General features: G+C 66.6%; 15 protein-coding genes. 9 read left to right on the forward strand and 6 right to left on the reverse strand.

All coding sequences use genetic code 11. From position 1 onward, the window contains the following. On the reverse strand, positions 1–648 hold a 648-nt coding region (locus tag WKW80_RS31395), incomplete at its 3' end, for a Rossmann-fold NAD(P)-binding domain-containing protein (protein WP_479694162.1). A 314-nt stretch (positions 649–962) separates the two neighbouring features. Between WKW80_RS31395 and WKW80_RS31400 the strand changes: the two genes are divergently transcribed. The 9 genes from WKW80_RS31400 to WKW80_RS31440 all read left to right on the forward strand — a co-directional run bounded on the left by WKW80_RS31400 (position 963) and on the right by WKW80_RS31440 (position 9,970). Then, positions 963–1,703 (forward strand): response regulator transcription factor, encoded by a 741-nt coding sequence (locus tag WKW80_RS31400; RefSeq protein WP_340367515.1) that lies wholly within the window; start codon positions 963–965, stop codon positions 1,701–1,703. Positions 1,704–1,710: 7 nt separating this feature from the next. Further along, a complete protein-coding gene (locus WKW80_RS31405; protein ID WP_340367516.1) occupies positions 1,711–2,829 on the forward strand; it encodes a FecR domain-containing protein in 1,119 nt (372 codons plus the stop codon). Between the two features lie 125 nt (positions 2,830–2,954). Further along, positions 2,955–5,276 carry a CHASE2 domain-containing protein gene (locus tag WKW80_RS31410; protein WP_340367517.1) on the forward strand — a complete coding sequence of 774 codons (2,322 nt, stop codon included), beginning with the start codon at positions 2,955–2,957 and terminating at the stop codon, positions 5,274–5,276. An 8-nt stretch (positions 5,277–5,284) separates the two neighbouring features. Then, on the forward strand, positions 5,285–5,719 hold the full coding sequence (locus WKW80_RS31415; RefSeq protein ID WP_340367518.1) for a DUF4019 domain-containing protein: 435 nt from the start codon (positions 5,285–5,287) through the stop codon (positions 5,717–5,719). Between the two features lie 23 nt (positions 5,720–5,742). Beyond that, positions 5,743–6,258, forward strand: coding sequence for an NUDIX hydrolase (locus tag WKW80_RS31420; RefSeq protein ID WP_340367519.1), 516 nt, complete (start codon positions 5,743–5,745; stop codon positions 6,256–6,258). 269 nt (positions 6,259–6,527) lie between these two features. Next, on the forward strand, positions 6,528–7,637 hold the full coding sequence (gene mnmA, locus WKW80_RS31425) for a tRNA 2-thiouridine(34) synthase MnmA (RefSeq protein ID WP_340367520.1): 1,110 nt from the start codon (positions 6,528–6,530) through the stop codon (positions 7,635–7,637). A gap of 124 nt (positions 7,638–7,761) precedes the next feature. Continuing rightward, the gene (locus WKW80_RS31430; protein ID WP_340367521.1) at positions 7,762–8,262 is read left to right on the forward strand and encodes a hypothetical protein; all 501 of its coding nucleotides are present in this window, start codon (positions 7,762–7,764) and stop codon (positions 8,260–8,262) included. Positions 8,263–8,267: 5 nt separating this feature from the next. Beyond that, complete coding sequence (locus WKW80_RS31435) at positions 8,268–9,362, forward strand: PHA/PHB synthase family protein (protein ID WP_340367522.1); 1,095 nt, start codon at positions 8,268–8,270, stop codon at positions 9,360–9,362. Beyond that, on the forward strand, positions 9,359–9,970 hold the full coding sequence (locus WKW80_RS31440; RefSeq protein WP_340367523.1) for a GNAT family N-acetyltransferase: 612 nt from the start codon (positions 9,359–9,361) through the stop codon (positions 9,968–9,970). The genes WKW80_RS31435 and WKW80_RS31440 overlap by 4 nt, the downstream gene beginning before the upstream one ends. 33 nt (positions 9,971–10,003) lie before the next feature. On the opposite strand, the gene WKW80_RS31445 is transcribed toward WKW80_RS31440, so the two are convergent. The 5 genes from WKW80_RS31445 to WKW80_RS31465 are packed head-to-tail and all read right to left on the reverse strand — an operon-like array spanning position 10,004 to position 17,746. Next, positions 10,004–11,002 (reverse strand): LLM class flavin-dependent oxidoreductase, encoded by a 999-nt coding sequence (locus WKW80_RS31445; protein WP_340367567.1) that lies wholly within the window; start codon positions 11,000–11,002, stop codon positions 10,004–10,006. A gap of 22 nt (positions 11,003–11,024) precedes the next feature. Beyond that, positions 11,025–12,470, reverse strand: a complete 1,446-nt coding sequence (locus WKW80_RS31450) for a heavy metal sensor histidine kinase (RefSeq protein ID WP_340367524.1) — start codon at positions 12,468–12,470, stop codon at positions 11,025–11,027. Next, positions 12,467–13,171, reverse strand: a complete 705-nt coding sequence (locus WKW80_RS31455) for a heavy metal response regulator transcription factor (RefSeq protein WP_340367525.1) — start codon at positions 13,169–13,171, stop codon at positions 12,467–12,469. The genes WKW80_RS31450 and WKW80_RS31455 overlap by 4 nt, the downstream gene beginning before the upstream one ends. Positions 13,172–13,187: 16 nt before the next feature. After that, a complete protein-coding gene (locus tag WKW80_RS31460) occupies positions 13,188–16,361 on the reverse strand; it encodes an efflux RND transporter permease subunit (RefSeq protein WP_340367526.1) in 3,174 nt (1,057 codons plus the stop codon). Next, positions 16,358–17,746 carry an efflux RND transporter periplasmic adaptor subunit gene (locus tag WKW80_RS31465; protein WP_340367527.1) on the reverse strand — a complete coding sequence of 463 codons (1,389 nt, stop codon included), beginning with the start codon at positions 17,744–17,746 and terminating at the stop codon, positions 16,358–16,360. The genes WKW80_RS31460 and WKW80_RS31465 overlap by 4 nt, the downstream gene beginning before the upstream one ends. Positions 17,747–17,751: the final 5 nt, after the last annotated feature.

The raw sequence follows: 17,751 nt of genomic DNA on the forward strand, positions 1-17,751 counted from the left end.
GTCGTAGGACACCTCGATGAACTTGGCGCCCAGCGATTCGATCTGCTCCTTGACGCTGGGGCGCACGTCGCTGGCCTCGATCACCGCGCCCAGGCGCTTGGCCGTGGCAATCGCCTGCAGGCCCGCGACGCCCACGCCCAGGATCACGACGCGCGCGGCCTTGACCGTGCCGGCGGCCGTCATCAGCATCGGGAAGAAGCGCTGGTACTTGTCCGCGGCGATCATCACGGCCTTGTAGCCGGCGATGTTGGCCTGCGAGGAGAGCACGTCCATGCTCTGAGCGCGGGTGGTGCGCGGGGCGGCTTCCAGCGCGAAGCTGGTGAGGCCGGCCGAGGCCAGGCGCTGCAGGCCGGCGGCGTCGAAGGGGTTGAGCATGCCGATGACGACGGTGCCGGGCTTCATGCGCGCGGCCTCGTTGTCGAACGGGGTGCGCACCTTCAGCACGATGTCCGCGCCATAGGCGCCATCGAAGTCGGTGATCTCCGCACCGGCCGCCTGGTAGGCCGCATCGGGCACGCTGGCGGCGATGCCGGCGCCCGATTGAATGCGTACCGTGTGGCCCTGGGCTACAAGTTTCTTCGCCGTCTCGGGCGTTACCGCCACTCGGGTTTCGCCGGCGGTGGATTCGCCGGGCACGCCAATCAGCATAGATTTCTCCTCAGGCCAATCGCCTCTGATCCTCAATGAAATTCGCGGCAGACTTTAACTGAAGGGGCTACCGGCTCCCACTCCCCCGGTAAGCAATTGAACGGCTGCTACCAATTTGATAGCAACAGGGCGCATTTGAGGGTTAGTGCTGCCAAGGACCGTCATTGGTACTTTTGTCCATTTCTGACCATTGTTGACGATTAAGGCCCAACTCCGTGCGGAAGTTGACGATTGAGTTCCGTTTGGAGTGCGTTGGGCCACGAAGACGCCCCTAGACTCGGAGTTCTAATAAAACAAGATACAGGGAAACAGGCATGCGAATCGCAGCGCTGGATGATGAACCGTCTCAGCTCGAACTGGTACGGCACACGATAGAAGGCATCGGGCACGAATGCCATGGATACACCGAAGGGAAGGCACTGCTGCGCGATTTGCGCCATCAGAGCTTCGACCTTCTGGTCCTCGACTGGACGCTACCGGAAGTCTCCGGCCCGACGATCGTCAAGTGGATCCGCCAGGACCTTGCCAGCCGGATGCCGATCCTGTTCGTGACGAACCGTCGCGAAGAAGCCGACATGGTCGAGGGCCTCAGCGCCGGCGCCGACGACTTCATGGTCAAGCCGATCCGCGTGGGCGAACTCGAAGCGCGCGTCAAGGCGCTGCTACGCCGAGCCTATCCGAGCCAGCATGAGGCCGAAGTGCTGTTCGGACCCTACCACTTTCATCTCAATTCGCGCACGCTGCATGTCAAAGGCGTTCCCGTGGAACTCAAGCACCGCGAATACGAACTCGCGCTGTTCCTGTTCCAGAACATCGGCCGCCTGCTGTCGCGTGAACATCTGCGCGAAGCCGTGTGGGGCATCGGTCCGGACGCGCCGTCGCGCTCGCTCGACACGCACATGTCGCGCTTGCGCACCAAGCTCGACCTGCGCCCATTCAACGGCTTCCTGCTGTCGGCTGTCTACGGCCTGGGCTATCGACTCGAAGCCTTTGACGTCGATTCGCTCGGCTCGATGTCGGAGAGCCAGCTGGGCCCTCTCACCGCAACCACCTGAGCTTGCGATGGGCTCGCAAGACTGGTCGCCGGGGCGCGCCGCCATCGGGCTCGCCATGGTGCTCGGAAGCACCGGCGCATGGGCAGCACCGGCTGGCTACGTGCAATACCGCGTGATCGCGGGTGAAACGTTGGCGTCCATCGGTGCGCAGTATCTGCGCACGCCGACCCTGTGGCGCGAACTCCAATCGCTCAACAACATCGTCGATCCACAGCAGCTGACGCCCGGCAGCATCGTGAAGTTGCCACGCCGTCTGTTGCGGCCAGCGGGCATGGCCGTCGCACGAGTCGAGTTCGTGCAGGGCGCCACCACCGCCAGCAGGCCGGCAGGCAAGGCCGAGCAGGCACCGACACCGCTGGCCGCCGGTGACGCCGTCACCGAAGGCGCCCGTCTCAGCGTCCCCGAACACGGCTACCTTCGCCTGAAGCTGGCCGACGGCTCCGTGGTGCGGGTGCTGGCCGATTCGGACGTGGAACTCAAGCGCCTGCGCGGCAAGCGCCCCGGCAACTCCTACCAGTCGGTGATCCAGGTGAACAAGGGCAAGGTCGAGTCCGAAGTGGCGCCGCAGCCCAAGGGGCGGACCTTCGAGGTCCAGGCGCCCGGCGCCGTCGCGAGCGTCCGTGGCACCCGTTTCGACGTGGCCGTCGGCCAGGACGGCCAGACCTATGCGGCGGTCACGGAAGGGACGGTCCTGATGAAACCCCGCGCTTCCCGCAAGAACGGCACGACGGCCCTGATGGCGGCCGGGCAGGGTGCGGTGTTCGACGGCAAGGGCAAGCTCCATTCGCGCCAATCGCTGCCCGATGCGCCCGATCTCTCGACCTTGCAGCACGACTTCGAAGACCCCAGCGCATTCACGCTGTCGATGGCACCGTTGGCCAGGGCGGGCAGCCGCTACGAAGTGCGTATCGCGCGCGACGAAAACCTGCACAAGGTGCTGCGCAACGGCGTCTTCAGCGAGCAAGTGAAGTTCGCGGTGCTCGAGAACGGCGACTACACGCTGGGCGTCCGGGTGATCAATCCCGACGGCCTGGCCGGCCCGGAGGCACGGCACACGATCCGGGTGCATGCCAAAAATCGCGCCGGGCTGGCGACGAGCGATGGCGCGCCCGTCGAGCGTCCGTAGCGCGGCAGGGTTCCCGCCTCCATTGCGCGCAGTGCCCACCATTCATGCCGTACCGGCCGCCTTCGCCTATTGACGCCAACCGCCCGCAGCGCTGGCGGCGCAGTCTGCGCAAACGGGTTCACTGGATGCTGCTGTCGCTGGGCATGCTCACGTTCGTCGCGGTGCTGGTGCTGACGCAACCGCTGCCGCGCGTCGACCGCATGCTGCAGGACAACGCGAGCGCCGAGATCAGCCAGCCACCCACCCACGAGATCGTGATCGTCGCGATCGACGAAAAAAGCATCGGGTCGATCGGCCGCTGGCCCTGGCGCCGCGCCTTGCACGCGGAGTTGCTGCGCCGCATTGCAGCCGATTCGCCGCGCTGCATCGGCCTCGACCTCCTGATGTCCGAGCCGGATACGCGGCACCCGGATGACGAAAAGGTGCTGGCCAACGGCATTTCGGACAGCGGCTGCGTGGTGTTGCCGATGGCGCTGCAGGTGCGCGGCGGCAAGACGCAATCCGAACTGTTGCCGCTGCCGATCCTGGCCAACGCGGCGACATCCATCGGCCATAGCCATGTGTCGATCGACGACGACGGCGTTGCCCGCACCGTCTATATGCACGAAGGCTTTGCCGGCCGGACCTGGCCGCACTTCAGCAAGGCACTGGAAGAGGCGGCCAACGCCTATGCCAAGGGCACCGCATTGCCGCCCGCGCCCCAGCCGCTCACCGTCGTACCGGAACCAACCGGACCGTGGCTGCGGACCGGCCATGAGGTCGTCGTGTTCACGAAGGGCGACCCCCCCTTCAAGATCGTCTCGTATGTCGACGTCATCCAGGGACTGGTGCCTGAAGGCACCTTCACGAGCCGCTACGTACTGGTGGGCACCACGGCGGCCGGTTTGGGCGACCTGTATGCCACCTCGGCCACGTCCACTTCGGGGCTCACCCCCGGCGTCACCATTTTCGGCAGCGTGCTGCAAGGCCTGATCACCGACCGGCAGGTCGTCCTGGCGACGCCGATGCAGGATCTTGCGTTCAACCTCGGTCCGTTGGTGGTGGCGCTGCTGGGCCTGCTGTGGCTGCGACCCGTCGGCGTGGTGATCCTGATCTGCTCGATGCTCGCATTGCGGCTGGGGCTCCATGCATCACGGCCGTGGGTCGGCATCCAGTTCGCGCCGGCAGCGGGCTTTTTCGGGCTGTTGCTGGTGTATCCCTTCTGGAGCCTTTTGCGCCTGACGGCCACCATCCGCTATCTGCGCTGGGGCACCGAGCAACTCAACGAGGCGATGGCAGACCTGCCGCCGATGCCCCTGCGCCCGCCGAGCGGTGACTTTCTGGACCGCGAGATGGCCGTGACCTCGCAGGCCGGCCTGCGCATGCGCGACCTGCAGCGCTTCATTCGCGACGGCATCGACCACCTGCCAGACGCGACCATGAGCCTGAGCCGCGTCGGCGTGGTCTTCCTGGGCAACATCGCCGCGTCGCAGCACTGGCGGGCCGGGCCCGACGGACTGGTCGGGCGCGATGCCCACGAGTTGATGGGCGACCTGCGCTGGCGCACCACCGGCGCACCGATGATGCCGCCGGGCGCACTGGCGGGGCCCGAGCCGCAACCGATCCTCGGAGAGGGGCTGGATTCGCAAGGGCGCTTCGTGCTGCTGCGCTGCGTGCCGTTCTACAACGCCGGAAACTCGCACGCGGGTTGGATGGTGGCGCTGGTCGACATCACGCGCATGCGCCAGGCGCAGAGCCAGCGCGACGAAGCCTTGCGCTTCATCTCGCACGACATCCGCGAGCCGAGCGCGGCCATCCTCACCATCCTGGAACTGATGCGTGCCAGTCCCGGCACGCTCAGCGACGAGCAAGCGACGCAGCGCATACGCCGGCATGCCGAGACGGGACTGGAACTGGCCGACGGCTTCGTGAACCTGGCCCGCGCCGAGGCGCAACCGTTTCGTGCCGAAATACTGGACCTGGTCAGCCTGCTGGAGCAGACCACGGACGACGCCTGGGCACACGCGCGCAAGCGCAACGTGCGCATCGTGCTGTTCAACACCCTCGACGAGGCCCTGTGCCTGGCCGACCGCGGCCTGCTCGTGCGTGCGCTGAAGAACGTGCTCAGCAACGCACTCAAGTATTCGCCCGCGGGCATGGACCTGCGCTGCCACGTGATCGAGCGCCCGGCGCATTGGGCGCTGGCCATCCAGGACCAGGGACCGGGCATTCCGGCCGCGATGCAGTCGCAACTGTTCCAGCCCTTCCACCGCCTGCACAGCGAGTCGCACCCCGAGGTGCTCGGCGTCGGCCTGGGGTTGTTGCTGGTGCGCACCGTGGTGCAGCGCCATGGCGGTACCGTCGAAATCGACAGCGTGGAGAATGCGGGCTGTACCGTGACGCTGGTGCTGCCGAAGCCCACCGCCTCGGAGCTTGCCGCACTCGGCGACGACAAGGAAGACACATGAATCGGCCCATGAGGATCAAATTGCTGCTCGGCCTGTCGCTGCTCGCCGCCTGGCTGGTGCCGGCAACGGCGCAGGAAGTGGAAGCCAGCGACATGGTGCGCGGCGGCATGCAGGTGATCCAGATGGTCGACCAGGGCAAGACCGGCGAACTGTGGGACGGCGCCACGGCCGCGACCAAGAAGCAGGTGGCCCGCGGCGAATTCATGACGCAGATCTCCAAGGCGCGCGGCCCCCTCGGCGCGCCGGTGCAGCGGACCTGGGTTGCCGTCAATCGGCAGGTGGTGGCCGACAGCAATGCCGACGTGGCCGGCCAGTACGTGAGCATCGAATACGAAACCCGCTTCACCAATGCCGCAGCCAACCGCAACTCGATGCGCGAACTGGTGAGCTTTCACCTGGACGGCGACAAGGTGTGGCGCTTCAGCGGCTATCTCCTGCGCTGAAGCCACCGCAGACAGGCACCCTCATGCACAACCCCGAAAGCGCCCCCAGCCCGCTGCGCTGGAAGCCCAACGTGACGGTCGCCGCGGTGATCGAACGCGACGGCCGCTTCCTGCTGGTGGAGGAGCATACGGCCGGCGGCCTGAAGCTCAACACGCCGGCCGGGCACCTCGACCCCGGAGAATCGCCAGCCGAGGGTTGCACACGCGAGGCGCTGGAGGAAACGGCGCATCACTTCACGCCGACTGCGCTAGTCGGGGTGTACATGGCCCGGTTCCAGAAGCAGGCCGACGGCGAGGACATCACCTACATGCGCTTCGCATTCGCCGGCGACCTGGGCGCCTTCGAGCCCGACCGCGCGCTGGACACCGGCATCGTGCGCACGCTCTGGCTCACCGCCGACGAGATTCGCGCCAGCACGGAGCGGCACCGCAGCCCGCTGCTGCTGCAATGCATCGAGGACTACCTGGCCGGCCAGCGCCATCCGCTCGCCCTGATCCACGTCGACACGTCGGTCAAACAAGGCGGCCCCACCCCCTAGCCGCAACACCTCGCCCCCCTTCCAGCCTTGCCCCTTCCAGAAACACCGCGGAAACCGGCTTTGCCGGGCCGCTGGTGTTGCCCCCGGCAACGGGTGAGAGGAGCGCACGCAGTGCCGCGATCTTGGGCACGAGCCCCCAGGCTCGCCCTGCCCCTTCGTGAAACACCACGGAACCGGCTTTGCCGGGCCGTCGGTGTTGCCCCCGGTAGGGGGAGGGAGGAGCGCACGCAGTGCGCGGAGCCTGGGGGCGAGCAACATAATCCACGGTCATGAAAAAGCAACGCGTCGTGGTCGGATTGAGTGGCGGGGTCGACTCCGCGGTGACGGCGCACCTGCTCAAGCAACAGGGCCACGAGGTCATCGGCATCTTCATGAAGAACTGGGAAGACGATGACGACAGCGAATACTGCTCGTCGAACATAGACTTCATCGACGCGGCCAGCGTGGCCGACGTGCTGGGCATCGAGATCGAGCACGTCAACTTCGCAGCCGACTACAAGGACCGCGTGTTCGCCGAGTTCCTGCGCGAGTACCAGGCCGGCCGCACGCCGAACCCCGACGTGCTGTGCAACGCCGAGATCAAGTTCAAGGCCTTTCTCGACCATGCAATGCGACTGGGCGCCGAGAAGATCGCGACGGGACACTATGCGCGGGCGCGCTTCAACGAGGCCACGCAGAAGCACGAGTTGCTCAAGGGACTGGACCCATCGAAGGACCAGAGCTACTTCCTGCACCGGCTCAACCAGTCGCAGTTGTCGAAGACGCTGTTCCCGGTCGGCGAACTGCACAAGACCGAGGTGCGCCGCATTGCCGACGAAATCGGCCTGCCCAACGCGAAGAAGAAGGATTCGACGGGCATCTGTTTCATCGGCGAGCGGCCGTTCCGCGAGTTCCTGAACCGCTACATCAGCAAGGCGCCCGGGCCGATCAAGGACGCGCGCGGCCGCACCATCGGCGAACACCAGGGTCTGAGCTTCTACACGCTGGGGCAGCGGCAGGGCCTGGGCATCGGGGGTTTGAAAGAGAAGGGGGCGCAGCGCGGCAGTGGTGACCATTCGCCATGGTTCGTGGCGCGCAAGGACGTCGAGAAGAACACGCTGTGGGTGGTGCAAGGGCATGACCACCCGTGGCTTCTGAGCCATTCGCTGGAAGCCGACGACACGAGTTGGGTGGCAGGCGCTGCGCCCGTGATCGGCGGCTATGCGGCGAAATCGCGCTACCGCCAGGCCGACGCCGATTGCGCCCTGGCCGATGGCGCCAATGGCCGAATCCGCCTCGACTTCCCCGAGGCCCAATGGGCGGTGACGCCGGGCCAGTCGGCGGTGCTCTACGACGGCGAAGTCTGCCTGGGCGGCGGCGTGATTGCACAGGCCGGCTGAAATCCCGATTTCGCTGCGGCGGGTTCGGCGCGCGGCGCCGCCCAATCCGCACAAAAGCGCTGCGCATACGCTCGGCCTGCGAGTAGCATCGCGCGACGAGACAACTCCCGAGGAGACCGGCAACATGGCCAAGAGCGGACTATCCATACTCAACCCTTTGGAAATGTGGCGCGAAGCGCTCACGCAATGGGAAGGCACGACCAACAAGGTGGCTGGCAAGCAGATGAACACGGAAGAGTTCGCCAAGGTGCTGCACTCGGTTTCGGGCGCCACGCTCGGCGTGCAGCAGGCCGTGACCAAGGCCAACAAGGCGGTGCTCAAGGAGATGAACCTGGCGAGCCGGGAAGACCTCGTCGAGATCGGCGAGCGCCTTCACCGCATCGAGGACATGCTCGAGTACCTGTGCCGCCAGACGGCCGGCAAGCCGCCGTCCACGCCGACGTCCCCGCCCATGCCGCCGCGCACGCGCAAACCGCCCACGGCGGCTGCGCCAGTTGCCACGGCGCCCGCATCCGCAGTCGCTCCGAAGGTGGCCGCCGACGCCGCGCCCGAGCCTGCATCCAAGCCCGCCCCCAAGGCCAAGGCAACCCCCTCCGCCAAGCGCCCGGCCCGCAAGAAGGCCTGACCGCCATGGCCAGCCCCAAGGCAGAAGCAGCGGTGGCGCCCGACGAGTCCTGGGTGACGCGCGTGCGCGAGGAAATCGAACGTGCGGTGCAGCGCAGCGTCAAGGGTGCGGAATACCTTGTCGCCGGCCCGGCCACGGTGGGCACCACGCCCAAGGACGTGATCCACAACCGCGGCACGCTGAGCCTCTACCACTACCGCCCGATGGCCGACGAGATCTACCGGATCCCGTTGCTGCTGGTGATGGCGACGACCAACAAGGCCTACATCTTCGACCTGGCCCCGGGCCAGAGCCTTGTGGAGTTCCTGCTCAAGGCCGGCTACGACGTCTACGTCATTGACTGGAACCCGCCGCGCGCCGACGAAGCCGGCCTGCGCTTCGAGGACTACACACAGCGCTTCATTCCCGACTGCGTGCGCCGCGTGCAGGAACACTCGGGCGTGCAGGACGTCAACATGATCGGCTACTGCATGGGCGGCGTGCTGGCGACGATCTACGCGGCCACGCACGGCGACGGTCCGGTGAAAAACCTGGTGTGCTTCACCACGCCGATCGACTTCAGCAAGATGACGCAGTTCCAGGCCTGGTCGGACAAGCGCCATTTCAAGGTCGACGAGATGGCCGACCACATGGGCATCGTGCCGGCGCCCATCATCACCAGCGGCTTCGACGCGCTGCGCCCCACCGGGCGGCTCACCGGCACGATCCGCTTGTGGGACAACATCTGGAACGACGCCTACGTCAAGCAGTACCGCATGATGGACCGATGGGGCACCGAGACGCTGCCGCTGGCTGGCGCGTATTTCAAGCAGACCATCAAGTCGCTGATGTGGGGCAACGAGCTATACACCGGCACGCTCAAGGTCGGTGGCAAGACGGTCGACCTCGGCAACATCAAGGTGCCGCTGCTGTCGATCGTGGCCGAGCACGATCACATCGTGCCCTACGACTGCGCGCATCCGCTGATGGAGAAAGTCGGCTCGACCGACAAGGAAGAAGTGATCCTGAAGGGGGGACATGTGAGCCTGGTGGCGGGACCGAACGCCGTCAAGCGCATGTGGCCAAAGCTGGACCAATGGCTCGGAGAACGATCGACATGAAGCAGGCAGCCGCCACCAAGAAGGAAACCGCCGCCCACACCTACCCGCGCGGCGTGCACTGCAATGGCACCGATGTGCAGATCGACTTGCTGCGCGCCGGCGACGAGGCCGAACTGCTGGCTTTTGCGCAATCGCTGCCGGAGCACGACCTGCTTTTCATGTCACGCGACATCGCGCAGCCGCCCGTGTTGAAGGCCTGGATCCGCGAGTCCGTCGAGTTGGGTCGCATGCCGAGCCTGCTGGCGCGTGCAGGCGGCAAGGTGATCGGCTGCAGCGCGCTAATGCACGACGGTCATTCATGGTCGCCGCACGTGGGTGAGTTGCGCGCAGTGGTCGGCGCCGGCGCGCGTGGCCTCGGGCTGGGCCGGCACCTGATCCAGGAGAGCTTCGTGCAGGCGCTCGCGATCGGCCTTGAAAAGCTCGTGGCCCAGATGACCACCGACCAGCGCGGCGCCATCGCGCTGTTCGAGAGCATGGGCTTCCGGCCGGAAGCGCTGCTGGCCCAGCACGTGCGCGACCGCAGCGGGCGCAAGCACGACATCGTGGTGCTGAGCCACGACGTGGCTGCCGTGCAGGGAAGATTGGCGGCGTTCGGCGTGGGGGAGTAGAGAAAGACCCGGGCGCCGCCCTCGGCGGCGCGGTCAGGCTTTCGACAGCGCCCCGCGATGCACCTCGGCGAGCAGTTCATAGGAACGCAGCCGCGCCTTGTGGTCGAACACCTGCGAGGTGATCATCAGTTCGTCCGCGCCGGTGCGTGCGATAAAGGCATCGACCGCGGTGCGCACCGTGTCGGGTGAACCGACGGCCGAGCAGGACAGCACCGAATCCAGCAAGGCCCGTTCGGCCGGACCGACACGCTCGTAGTAGCCCTCGACGGGCGCCGGCAGGCGGCCCGGACGGCCGCTGCGCAGGTTGACGAAGGCTTGCTGCCACGATGTCGCATTGAATCTGGCCTGCTCGTCGGTGTCGGCCACGAACACGTTGAAGCCGAGCATCACATACGGCTTCTGCAATTGCGCCGAAGGCTTGAAGGTGCTGCGGTAGATCTCGATGGCTTGCATCATCTGCTGCGGCGCAAAGTGCGAGGCAAAGGCATAGGGCAGGCCGAAGTGCGCCGCGAGCTGCGCGCCGAAGGTGCTGGAGCCCAAGATCCACACCGGCACCTCGAGGCCCATGCCCGGCACGGCGCGCACGGCCTGGCGCGGCGCCTTGGACATGAAGTCCATGAGTTCGAGCACGTCCTGCGGGAACTGGTCGGCATCGGAATCGAGGTTGCGACGCAGCGCCTGCGCGGTGCGCTGGTCGGAGCCCGGCGCACGGCCCAGGCCGAGGTCGATGCGTCCGGGGTAGAGCGATTCGAGCGTGCCGAACTGCTCCGCGATGACGAGCGGCGAATGGTTCGGCAGCATCACGCCGCCGGCACCGATGCGGATGGTGGACGTGCCGGCGCCGACGAAGGCAAGCAGTACGGCCGTGGCCGCGCTCGCGATGCCGGGCATGCCGTGGTGCTCGGCCAGCCAGTAGCGGCGGTAGCCAAGCTTTTCACCGAGTTGCGCGAGTGCCAGCGAGTTGCGGAACGACTGCGCCGCGTCGCCGCCCTCGCAGATGGGCGAGAGGTCGAGGATGGAAAGGGGGAGCATGCGCGGCATGATGCCGCAGGTCTCAAGCCCGTGCCGCCGCGGGGTTTGTCTTGGCGGGCTGCGCCTGCTCCTGGGGCAATGGATCGAACTGGCTGTGCGGGCGGTCGTTGCCGGCGCCCTGCGCAACGCTGAACCCGACCGTCGTCATGCCGCCCTCCGAGCGCGCGAACACGGTGCCGTTGTGCATCACCGCCACGGCCTTGACGATCGCCAGGCCCAGCCCATGGTTTTCGCCGCTGTTGCGGCGAGACGTATCGACACGGTAGAAACGGTCGAACAGGCGTGGCAAGTGGTCTGCCTCGATGGGCGCACTGGGATTGGAAAAGGCCACCTCGGCCGAGCGCTCCCCTTGCGTGATGCGCACGCGGACATGCGAGCCGGGACGCGAATGCTGGATCGCGTTCTGCAGCAGGTTGGTGAGCGCGCGGCGGAACAGCGAGGTCTGGATCGGCGCGACCGCATCGCCTTCGACCTGCACCGTCATGCCGGCCTCGTCGAGCAGCAGATCGAGGAATTCGATGGTCTTGCCGACTTCCTGCGCAATCGACGATGCGACCAGGTCGCGCGCCCGCACGCCCTGCTCGGCGCGCGCGAGGAACAGCATGTCGGCGACGATGGCGCGCAGGCGCTCCAGCTCCTCCAGGTCGGACTGCAGCACCTCGCGCAGCGCATCGGCATTGCGCTCGCGCGCCAATGCGACCTGCGTCTGTCCGATCAGGTTGGCGAGCGGCGTGCGCAGTTCGTGCGCGACGTCGTCGCTGAAAGTGGCGAGTTGGCGGTAGGCCACGTCGAGCCGGTCCAGCGCCGCATTGAACGATGCGCCCAGGTCGGCGAGTTCGCCCGGCAACGCGGGCAACTGCAATCGCTGCGCACGGTTGTCCGGGCCGATGCGCTGCGCGTCGGCCGACAGCCGCTGCACCGGCGCCAGGCCGATGCGCGCGATCCAGTAGCCCAGCGCGGCGGAGAGCGCCGTGCCGAGCAGCGTGAGCACCAGCACGGCCGTCTCGAAGGTGCGCAAGGTGATGTTGAAGGGCTCCGCATCGACGCCTGCGATGAAGCGCACCGCCGGCCGCGTGCCGCTGGCGGGCATCGACAGCGCGCGCACCCGCATGCGCCGGGCCGGCGAGCCGACCATCACTTCCACATCGGCCTGCTGGTCGGCCGCGATCTGCGGCATGTCTTCGCCGAAGCGGTAGGACGGGTCCTCGCTCCACATCCACGAGCGGGTATGGGTGTCGGCCGCGCCGAGCGTGTCGAGCTTTTCCTGGATGCGCTGGCCGAGGTCCACGGCGCGGCCGTGCTGCAGCATGTAGCTCATGTCCTCGAGCCGCGCGCTGATCTGCCCCTGCTGGTGCCGTTCGAGCTCGCCGGCCAGCACGCGGTGCAGCGCGCCGCCGATGAGCGCAAAGCCCACCAGCGCCGCTGCCGCAAACATCAGCGCGAGCCGGACGGCAATCGACTTCTTCATCCCTTCTCGTCCAATTCGACAGTGCGTTCGTTGCTGCGGTCTTCCAGCAGATAGCCCATGCCGCGGATGGTGTGCAGCAGGTTCGTGCCAAATGGTGCATCGATCTTGGCGCGAAGGCGCTTGATGGCGACTTCGACCACGTTGGTGTTGCTGTCGAAATTCATGTCCCACACGAGTTCGGCGATCACCGTCTTCGAGAGGATCTCTCCCTGGCGTCGCGCCAGCACGGCGAGCAGCGCGAACTCCTTGGCGGTGAGGTCGATGCGCTGGCCCTGCCGCATCGCCTTGCGGCCGATCAGGTCGACGTGCAGGTCGCCGACGCGCAGCAGCGTCGATTCATGGCTGCGACCACGGCGCGTGAGGGCCTGCAGCCGCGCCAGCAGTTCGATGAAGGAGAACGGCTTGACGAGATAGTCGTCGGCGCCATCCTGCAGGCCGCGCACCCGGTCCGCCACGCCATCTCGCGCCGTCAGCATGATCACCGGCGTGTTCTTCACGCTGCGCAGCGACTTGAGGACCGAAAAGCCGTCGAGCCCCGGCAGCATCACGTCGAGCACGATCACGTCGAAGTCGTAGTGCAGCGCCATGTGCTGCCCGTCGATGCCGTCGAAGGCGAGGTCGACCGTGCAGCCCTGCTCGGTCAGGCCCTGCTGCAGGTACTCGGCCGTCTTGCGCTCGTCTTCGACGATCAGCACTTTCATCGGATGCCCGCCGTTGTCATTCGCTGGCGGCGCCGGCCGGCGCGGCTTGCGGCGGCAAGCCCTTGCGGCGCTGGCGCGCATCCTTGCGGCGCACGTACCAGTGGTGCGCGCGGTCGAGGTAGAGGTACACCACGGGCGTGGTGAACAGCGTGAGCATCTGCGACAGGATCAGCCCGCCCACCATCGCGTAGCCGAGCGGCCGGCGCAGTTCGGAGCCGGCGCCATGGCCCAGCATCAGGGGCAGGCCGCTCAACAGGGCACACATGGTGGTCATCATGATCGGTCGGAAACGCAGCAGGCAAGCCTCGTAGATCGCATCTTGCGGCGACATGCCCTTGTCACGTTCGGCATGCAACGCGAAGTCCACCATCATGATGCCGTTCTTCTTCACGATGCCGATCAACAGGATGATGCCGATGAGCGCGATCACGCTCAGATCGTACCCGCCCGCCATCAGGATCAACAGCGCGCCCACGCCGGCCGAAGGCAGCGTCGACAGGATGGTCAGCGGATGGATGTAGCTCTCGTAGAGCAGGCCCAGCACGATGTAGACCGAGATCAGCGCGGCGGCGATCAGGTAGGGCTGCGTGCGCAGCGAATCGCCGAAGGCCTGCGCCGTGCCCTGGAAGGTGCCCGTCAAGGTCTGCGGCACGCCCATCCTGGCCTGCGCGACGTTGATCGCATCGACCGCCTGTCCCAGCGAGGTCCCAGGCTTCAGGTTGAACGAGATCGTTACGGCCGGGAACTGGCCCTGGTGCGCGATGGCGAGGTAGCCGGTCTTGCTGGTGTCGACCGAGACGAAAGTCGACAGCGGGATCTGCTGCCCGTTGATCGGCGACGTGAGGTAGAGATGGGAGAACAGCGAAGGATCACGCTGCAGCTCGGGCGTGACTTCGAGCACCACGTTGTAGCTGTTGAGCTGGGTGAAGTACTGCGCCACCTGGCGCTGGCCGATCGCGTCGTAGATGGTGGCATCGACCATCGCGGGCGAGATGCCGTAGCTCGACGCGCGCTGTCGGTCGACCGTGACCATCGCGGTCGGCGCGCGGTTCTGCTGGTCCGACGTGACGTCGGTGAGTTCCGGCAGTTCCTTCATCGTCTCCAACAGGCGCGGCGACCAGGTGTTGAGCTCGGCCAGGTTGGAGTCGGTGAGCGTGTACTGGTATTGGGTGCGCGACAGCCGGCCGCCGACGGTGATGTCCTGCCCGGCCTGCATGAACAGCGTGACGCCCTGCACCGCCGCGAGCTTCGGCCGCAGGCGGGCGATGACTTCATCGGCGTTGGCCTTGCGCCCTTCGTCCTTGGGTCGCAGGCCGATGAAGAAGTTGCCGGAATTGAAGGTGCTCGCACCGGCCTGCAGGCCGAAGGTGCTGACGTCCGGATCCTTGCGGATGATGTCGGCCAGCTGCAGCATGCGGTCGTGCATGATGTTCGAGGATGAGTCCTGCGCCGAGTCGGCCGAGCCGAAGATGAAGCCGGTGTCCTGCTGCGGGAAGAAGCCCTTGGGGATCACGATGAACAGTGCCACGGTTGCGGCCACCGTGGCGATGAAGCTCATCAGCGTGATGAACGGATGGTCGAGCACCACATGCAGGCCGCGCTTGTAGCCATTGAGCATGGCATCGAAGAAGCGCTCGAACAGCTGGTAGAGACGCCCGTGCTTCTCGCCGTGCTCGTGCGTCTTCAGGAACTTCGCGCAGAGCATCGGCGTGAGCGTGAGGGAGATGATCACCGACACCGCGATGGTCAGCGTCACCGTCACCGCGAACTCGCGGAACAGCCGCCCGACGATGCCGCCCATCAGCAGCAGCGGAATGAACACCGCCACCAGCGACACCGAGATCGAGATGATGGTGAAGCCGATTTCACCGGCGCCCTGCAGCGCGGCCTCCATCGGCTTCATGCCGTCCTCGATGTGCCGGTAGATGTTCTCCAGCATCACGATCGCATCGTCGACGACGAAGCCGACCGCGATGGTCAGCGCCATCAGCGAAAGGTTGTCGAGGCTGTAGCCGACGACGTACATCACGGCGGCGGTGCCCAGCAAGGCGAGCGGCACCGTCACGCTCGGGATCAGCGTGACCGTCACGTTGCGCAGGAACACGAAGATCACCGCGACGACGAGTGCGATCGACAGGATCAGCGTGAACTCCACGTCCTTCACCGAGGCGCGGATGGTCTGGGTCCGGTCGATCAGCGTGTCGACCGTGACGCTGGGCGGAATGGCCGCGCGCAGCTTGGGCAAGGCGGCCTGGATGCGGTCCACCGTCTCGATCACGTTGGCGCCGGGCTGCTTGGTGATGGCCAGCAGGATCACGCGGCCGTTGTTGATGTCGGTGTCCTTGTCGGCCGCGGCGCCGGCGTAGCCCCAGGCGGCGATCTTCGCGTTCTCGGGGCCGTCGACGGCCACGCCCACGTCGCGCACGCGGATCGGTGCGCCGTTGCGCCAGGCCAGCACCATGTCGTTCCAGGGCGCGGCCTTGAGCAACTGGTCGTTGGTGTAGACATTGAGCGCCTGCGTGTCGCCGTCGAGCGTGCCGGTCGGCTGGCTCACCGTGGTCGTGGCGATCACGCCGCGCACGTCTTCCAGGCTCAGGCCCACGGCCTTGATCCTGGTCGGGTCGATCTGCACGCGCACGGCGGGTTTCTGCGCGCCGAAGATGTTGACCAGGCCGACGCCCGCGATGCGCGAGATCTGCTGCGCCAGCACGTTGTCGGCGTAGTCGTTGACCTGGATCAGCGGCAGCACCTTCGATTGCACGCCGAGGATCAGCACCGACGAATCGGCCGGATTGATCTTGCGGAAGCTCGGCGGACTCGGCAGGTTGTTGGGCAGTTGCCCGCCGGCCGCGTTGATCGCGGTCTGCACGTCGAGCGCCGCTGCGTCGATGTTGCGGTCGAGATCGAACTGCAGCGTGATCTGCGTGAGGCCGAGCGAACTGCTCGAGGTCATTTGCGCCAGACCGGCGATGAGCGAGAACTGCCGCTCCAATGGCTGCGCGACGTTGGAAGCCATCGTCTCCGGGCTCGCGCCCGGCAATCGGCCGGTGACCTGGATGGTCGGGAAGTCGACCTGCGGCAGCGGCGCAACCGGTAGCAGCGGCCAGGCCACACAGCCGATCAACAGGATGGCGAGCGCGAGCAGCGAAGTGCCGATGGGCCGCTTGATGAAACCGGCGGAGATGCTCACGGCTTTGCTCCCGCGGCGATGGTGGCCTGACCGGCCGATGGCGATGCTGGCGGCGATGGCGATGGCGATGGCGATGGCGATGGCGATGGCGATGGCGATGGCGATGGCGATGGCGACGGCGACGGTGATGGCGATGGTGATGCGGCAGCCGTCGCGGAATCCGCAGGCGTTGCGGCCGATGCCTGCGCGGGCGACGTGGTCGCCGCCGGTGCCGCCGCGCCCTTCGACTCGACGATCTTCGCGCCGGGCGTGAGCTTGTACTGGCCGTCGACCACGACACGGTCACCCGCGTTCAGGCCCTTTTCGATGGTGGACTTGCCGTTGGCCGTGTCGGCCACGCTGATGGCTTGCACGTGCACCTTGTCCTCTTGCCCGACGACGTATGCGAAGAAGCCGTCCGGCCCGCGCTGCACCACCGCCGCAGGCACCGTGAGCGCATTGGCGCGCTCACCCAGCACTACGCGCGCATCGACCGACTGGCCGGGCCACAGCTTGTGCTGCTCGTTCGGAAACTGCGCTTTCAACGCGATGGTGCCGGTGGCCACGTCGATCTGGTTGTTCAGCAGCACCAGCTTGCCGGCGGCCAGCGCCTCCTTCGTTTCCCGGTCGATCGCCTGCACCTGCAGCGGCTCGTGCGTGTTGCGCAGCGCATTGTTCACGGCCTGGAAGCTGCTCTCGGGCAAGGTGAACTGCACGGCGATCGGGTCGATCTGGTTGATGACCAGCAGCCCGTTTGCATCGGCCGCATGGACGATGTTGCCGGGGTCCACCAGCCGCGCGCCGATGCGCCCGCTGATCGGCGCGGTGATGGTGGTGAAGTCGAGCTGCACCTGCGCGAAATGCACCTGCGCCTCGTCGCTCTTGAGCGCGGCCTGCAACTGGTTGACGAGTGCGCGCGACGTGTCGAGCGTCTGCTGGCTGGTCGCGTCTTCCTTGATCAGGTCGCTGTAGCGCTTGAAGTCGGCGCGGGCGTTGGCGAGCATCGCTTCGTCCTTGGCCTTCTGCGCCTGCGCCTGCTCGAGCTGCGCCTGGAATGTGCGCGGGTCGATGTGCACCAGCACTTGTCCGGCCTTGACGTCCTGGCCTTCCTTGAACTCGACGCGATCGAGTTGCCCGTCGATGCGCGAGCGCACGGTGACGGTGGCCACGGTCATCACGGTACCGATGCCGCTGCGCGCGATAGGCACGGTCTCGCTGGCCACTTGCGTCGTGGTCACGGGCACGGAGGGTGCCGCGGCGGCTTTGGGCGCCTCGCGTGTCCAGAGCTTGCGGCCCGGCCCGAAGACGAGGAGCAACACGGCGACGAGCACGATGGCGGTCGCGATCCACCGGCGTATGCGGCGGCGGGAATATGGGGGAGATGCGGTCGGGTCCATGGCGTTCATTGGTC

The sequence above is a fragment of the Variovorax humicola genome, from assembly GCF_037889915.1.
In the GTDB taxonomy this organism is placed as follows: Bacteria; Pseudomonadota; Gammaproteobacteria; order Burkholderiales; family Burkholderiaceae_C; genus Variovorax; species Variovorax humicola.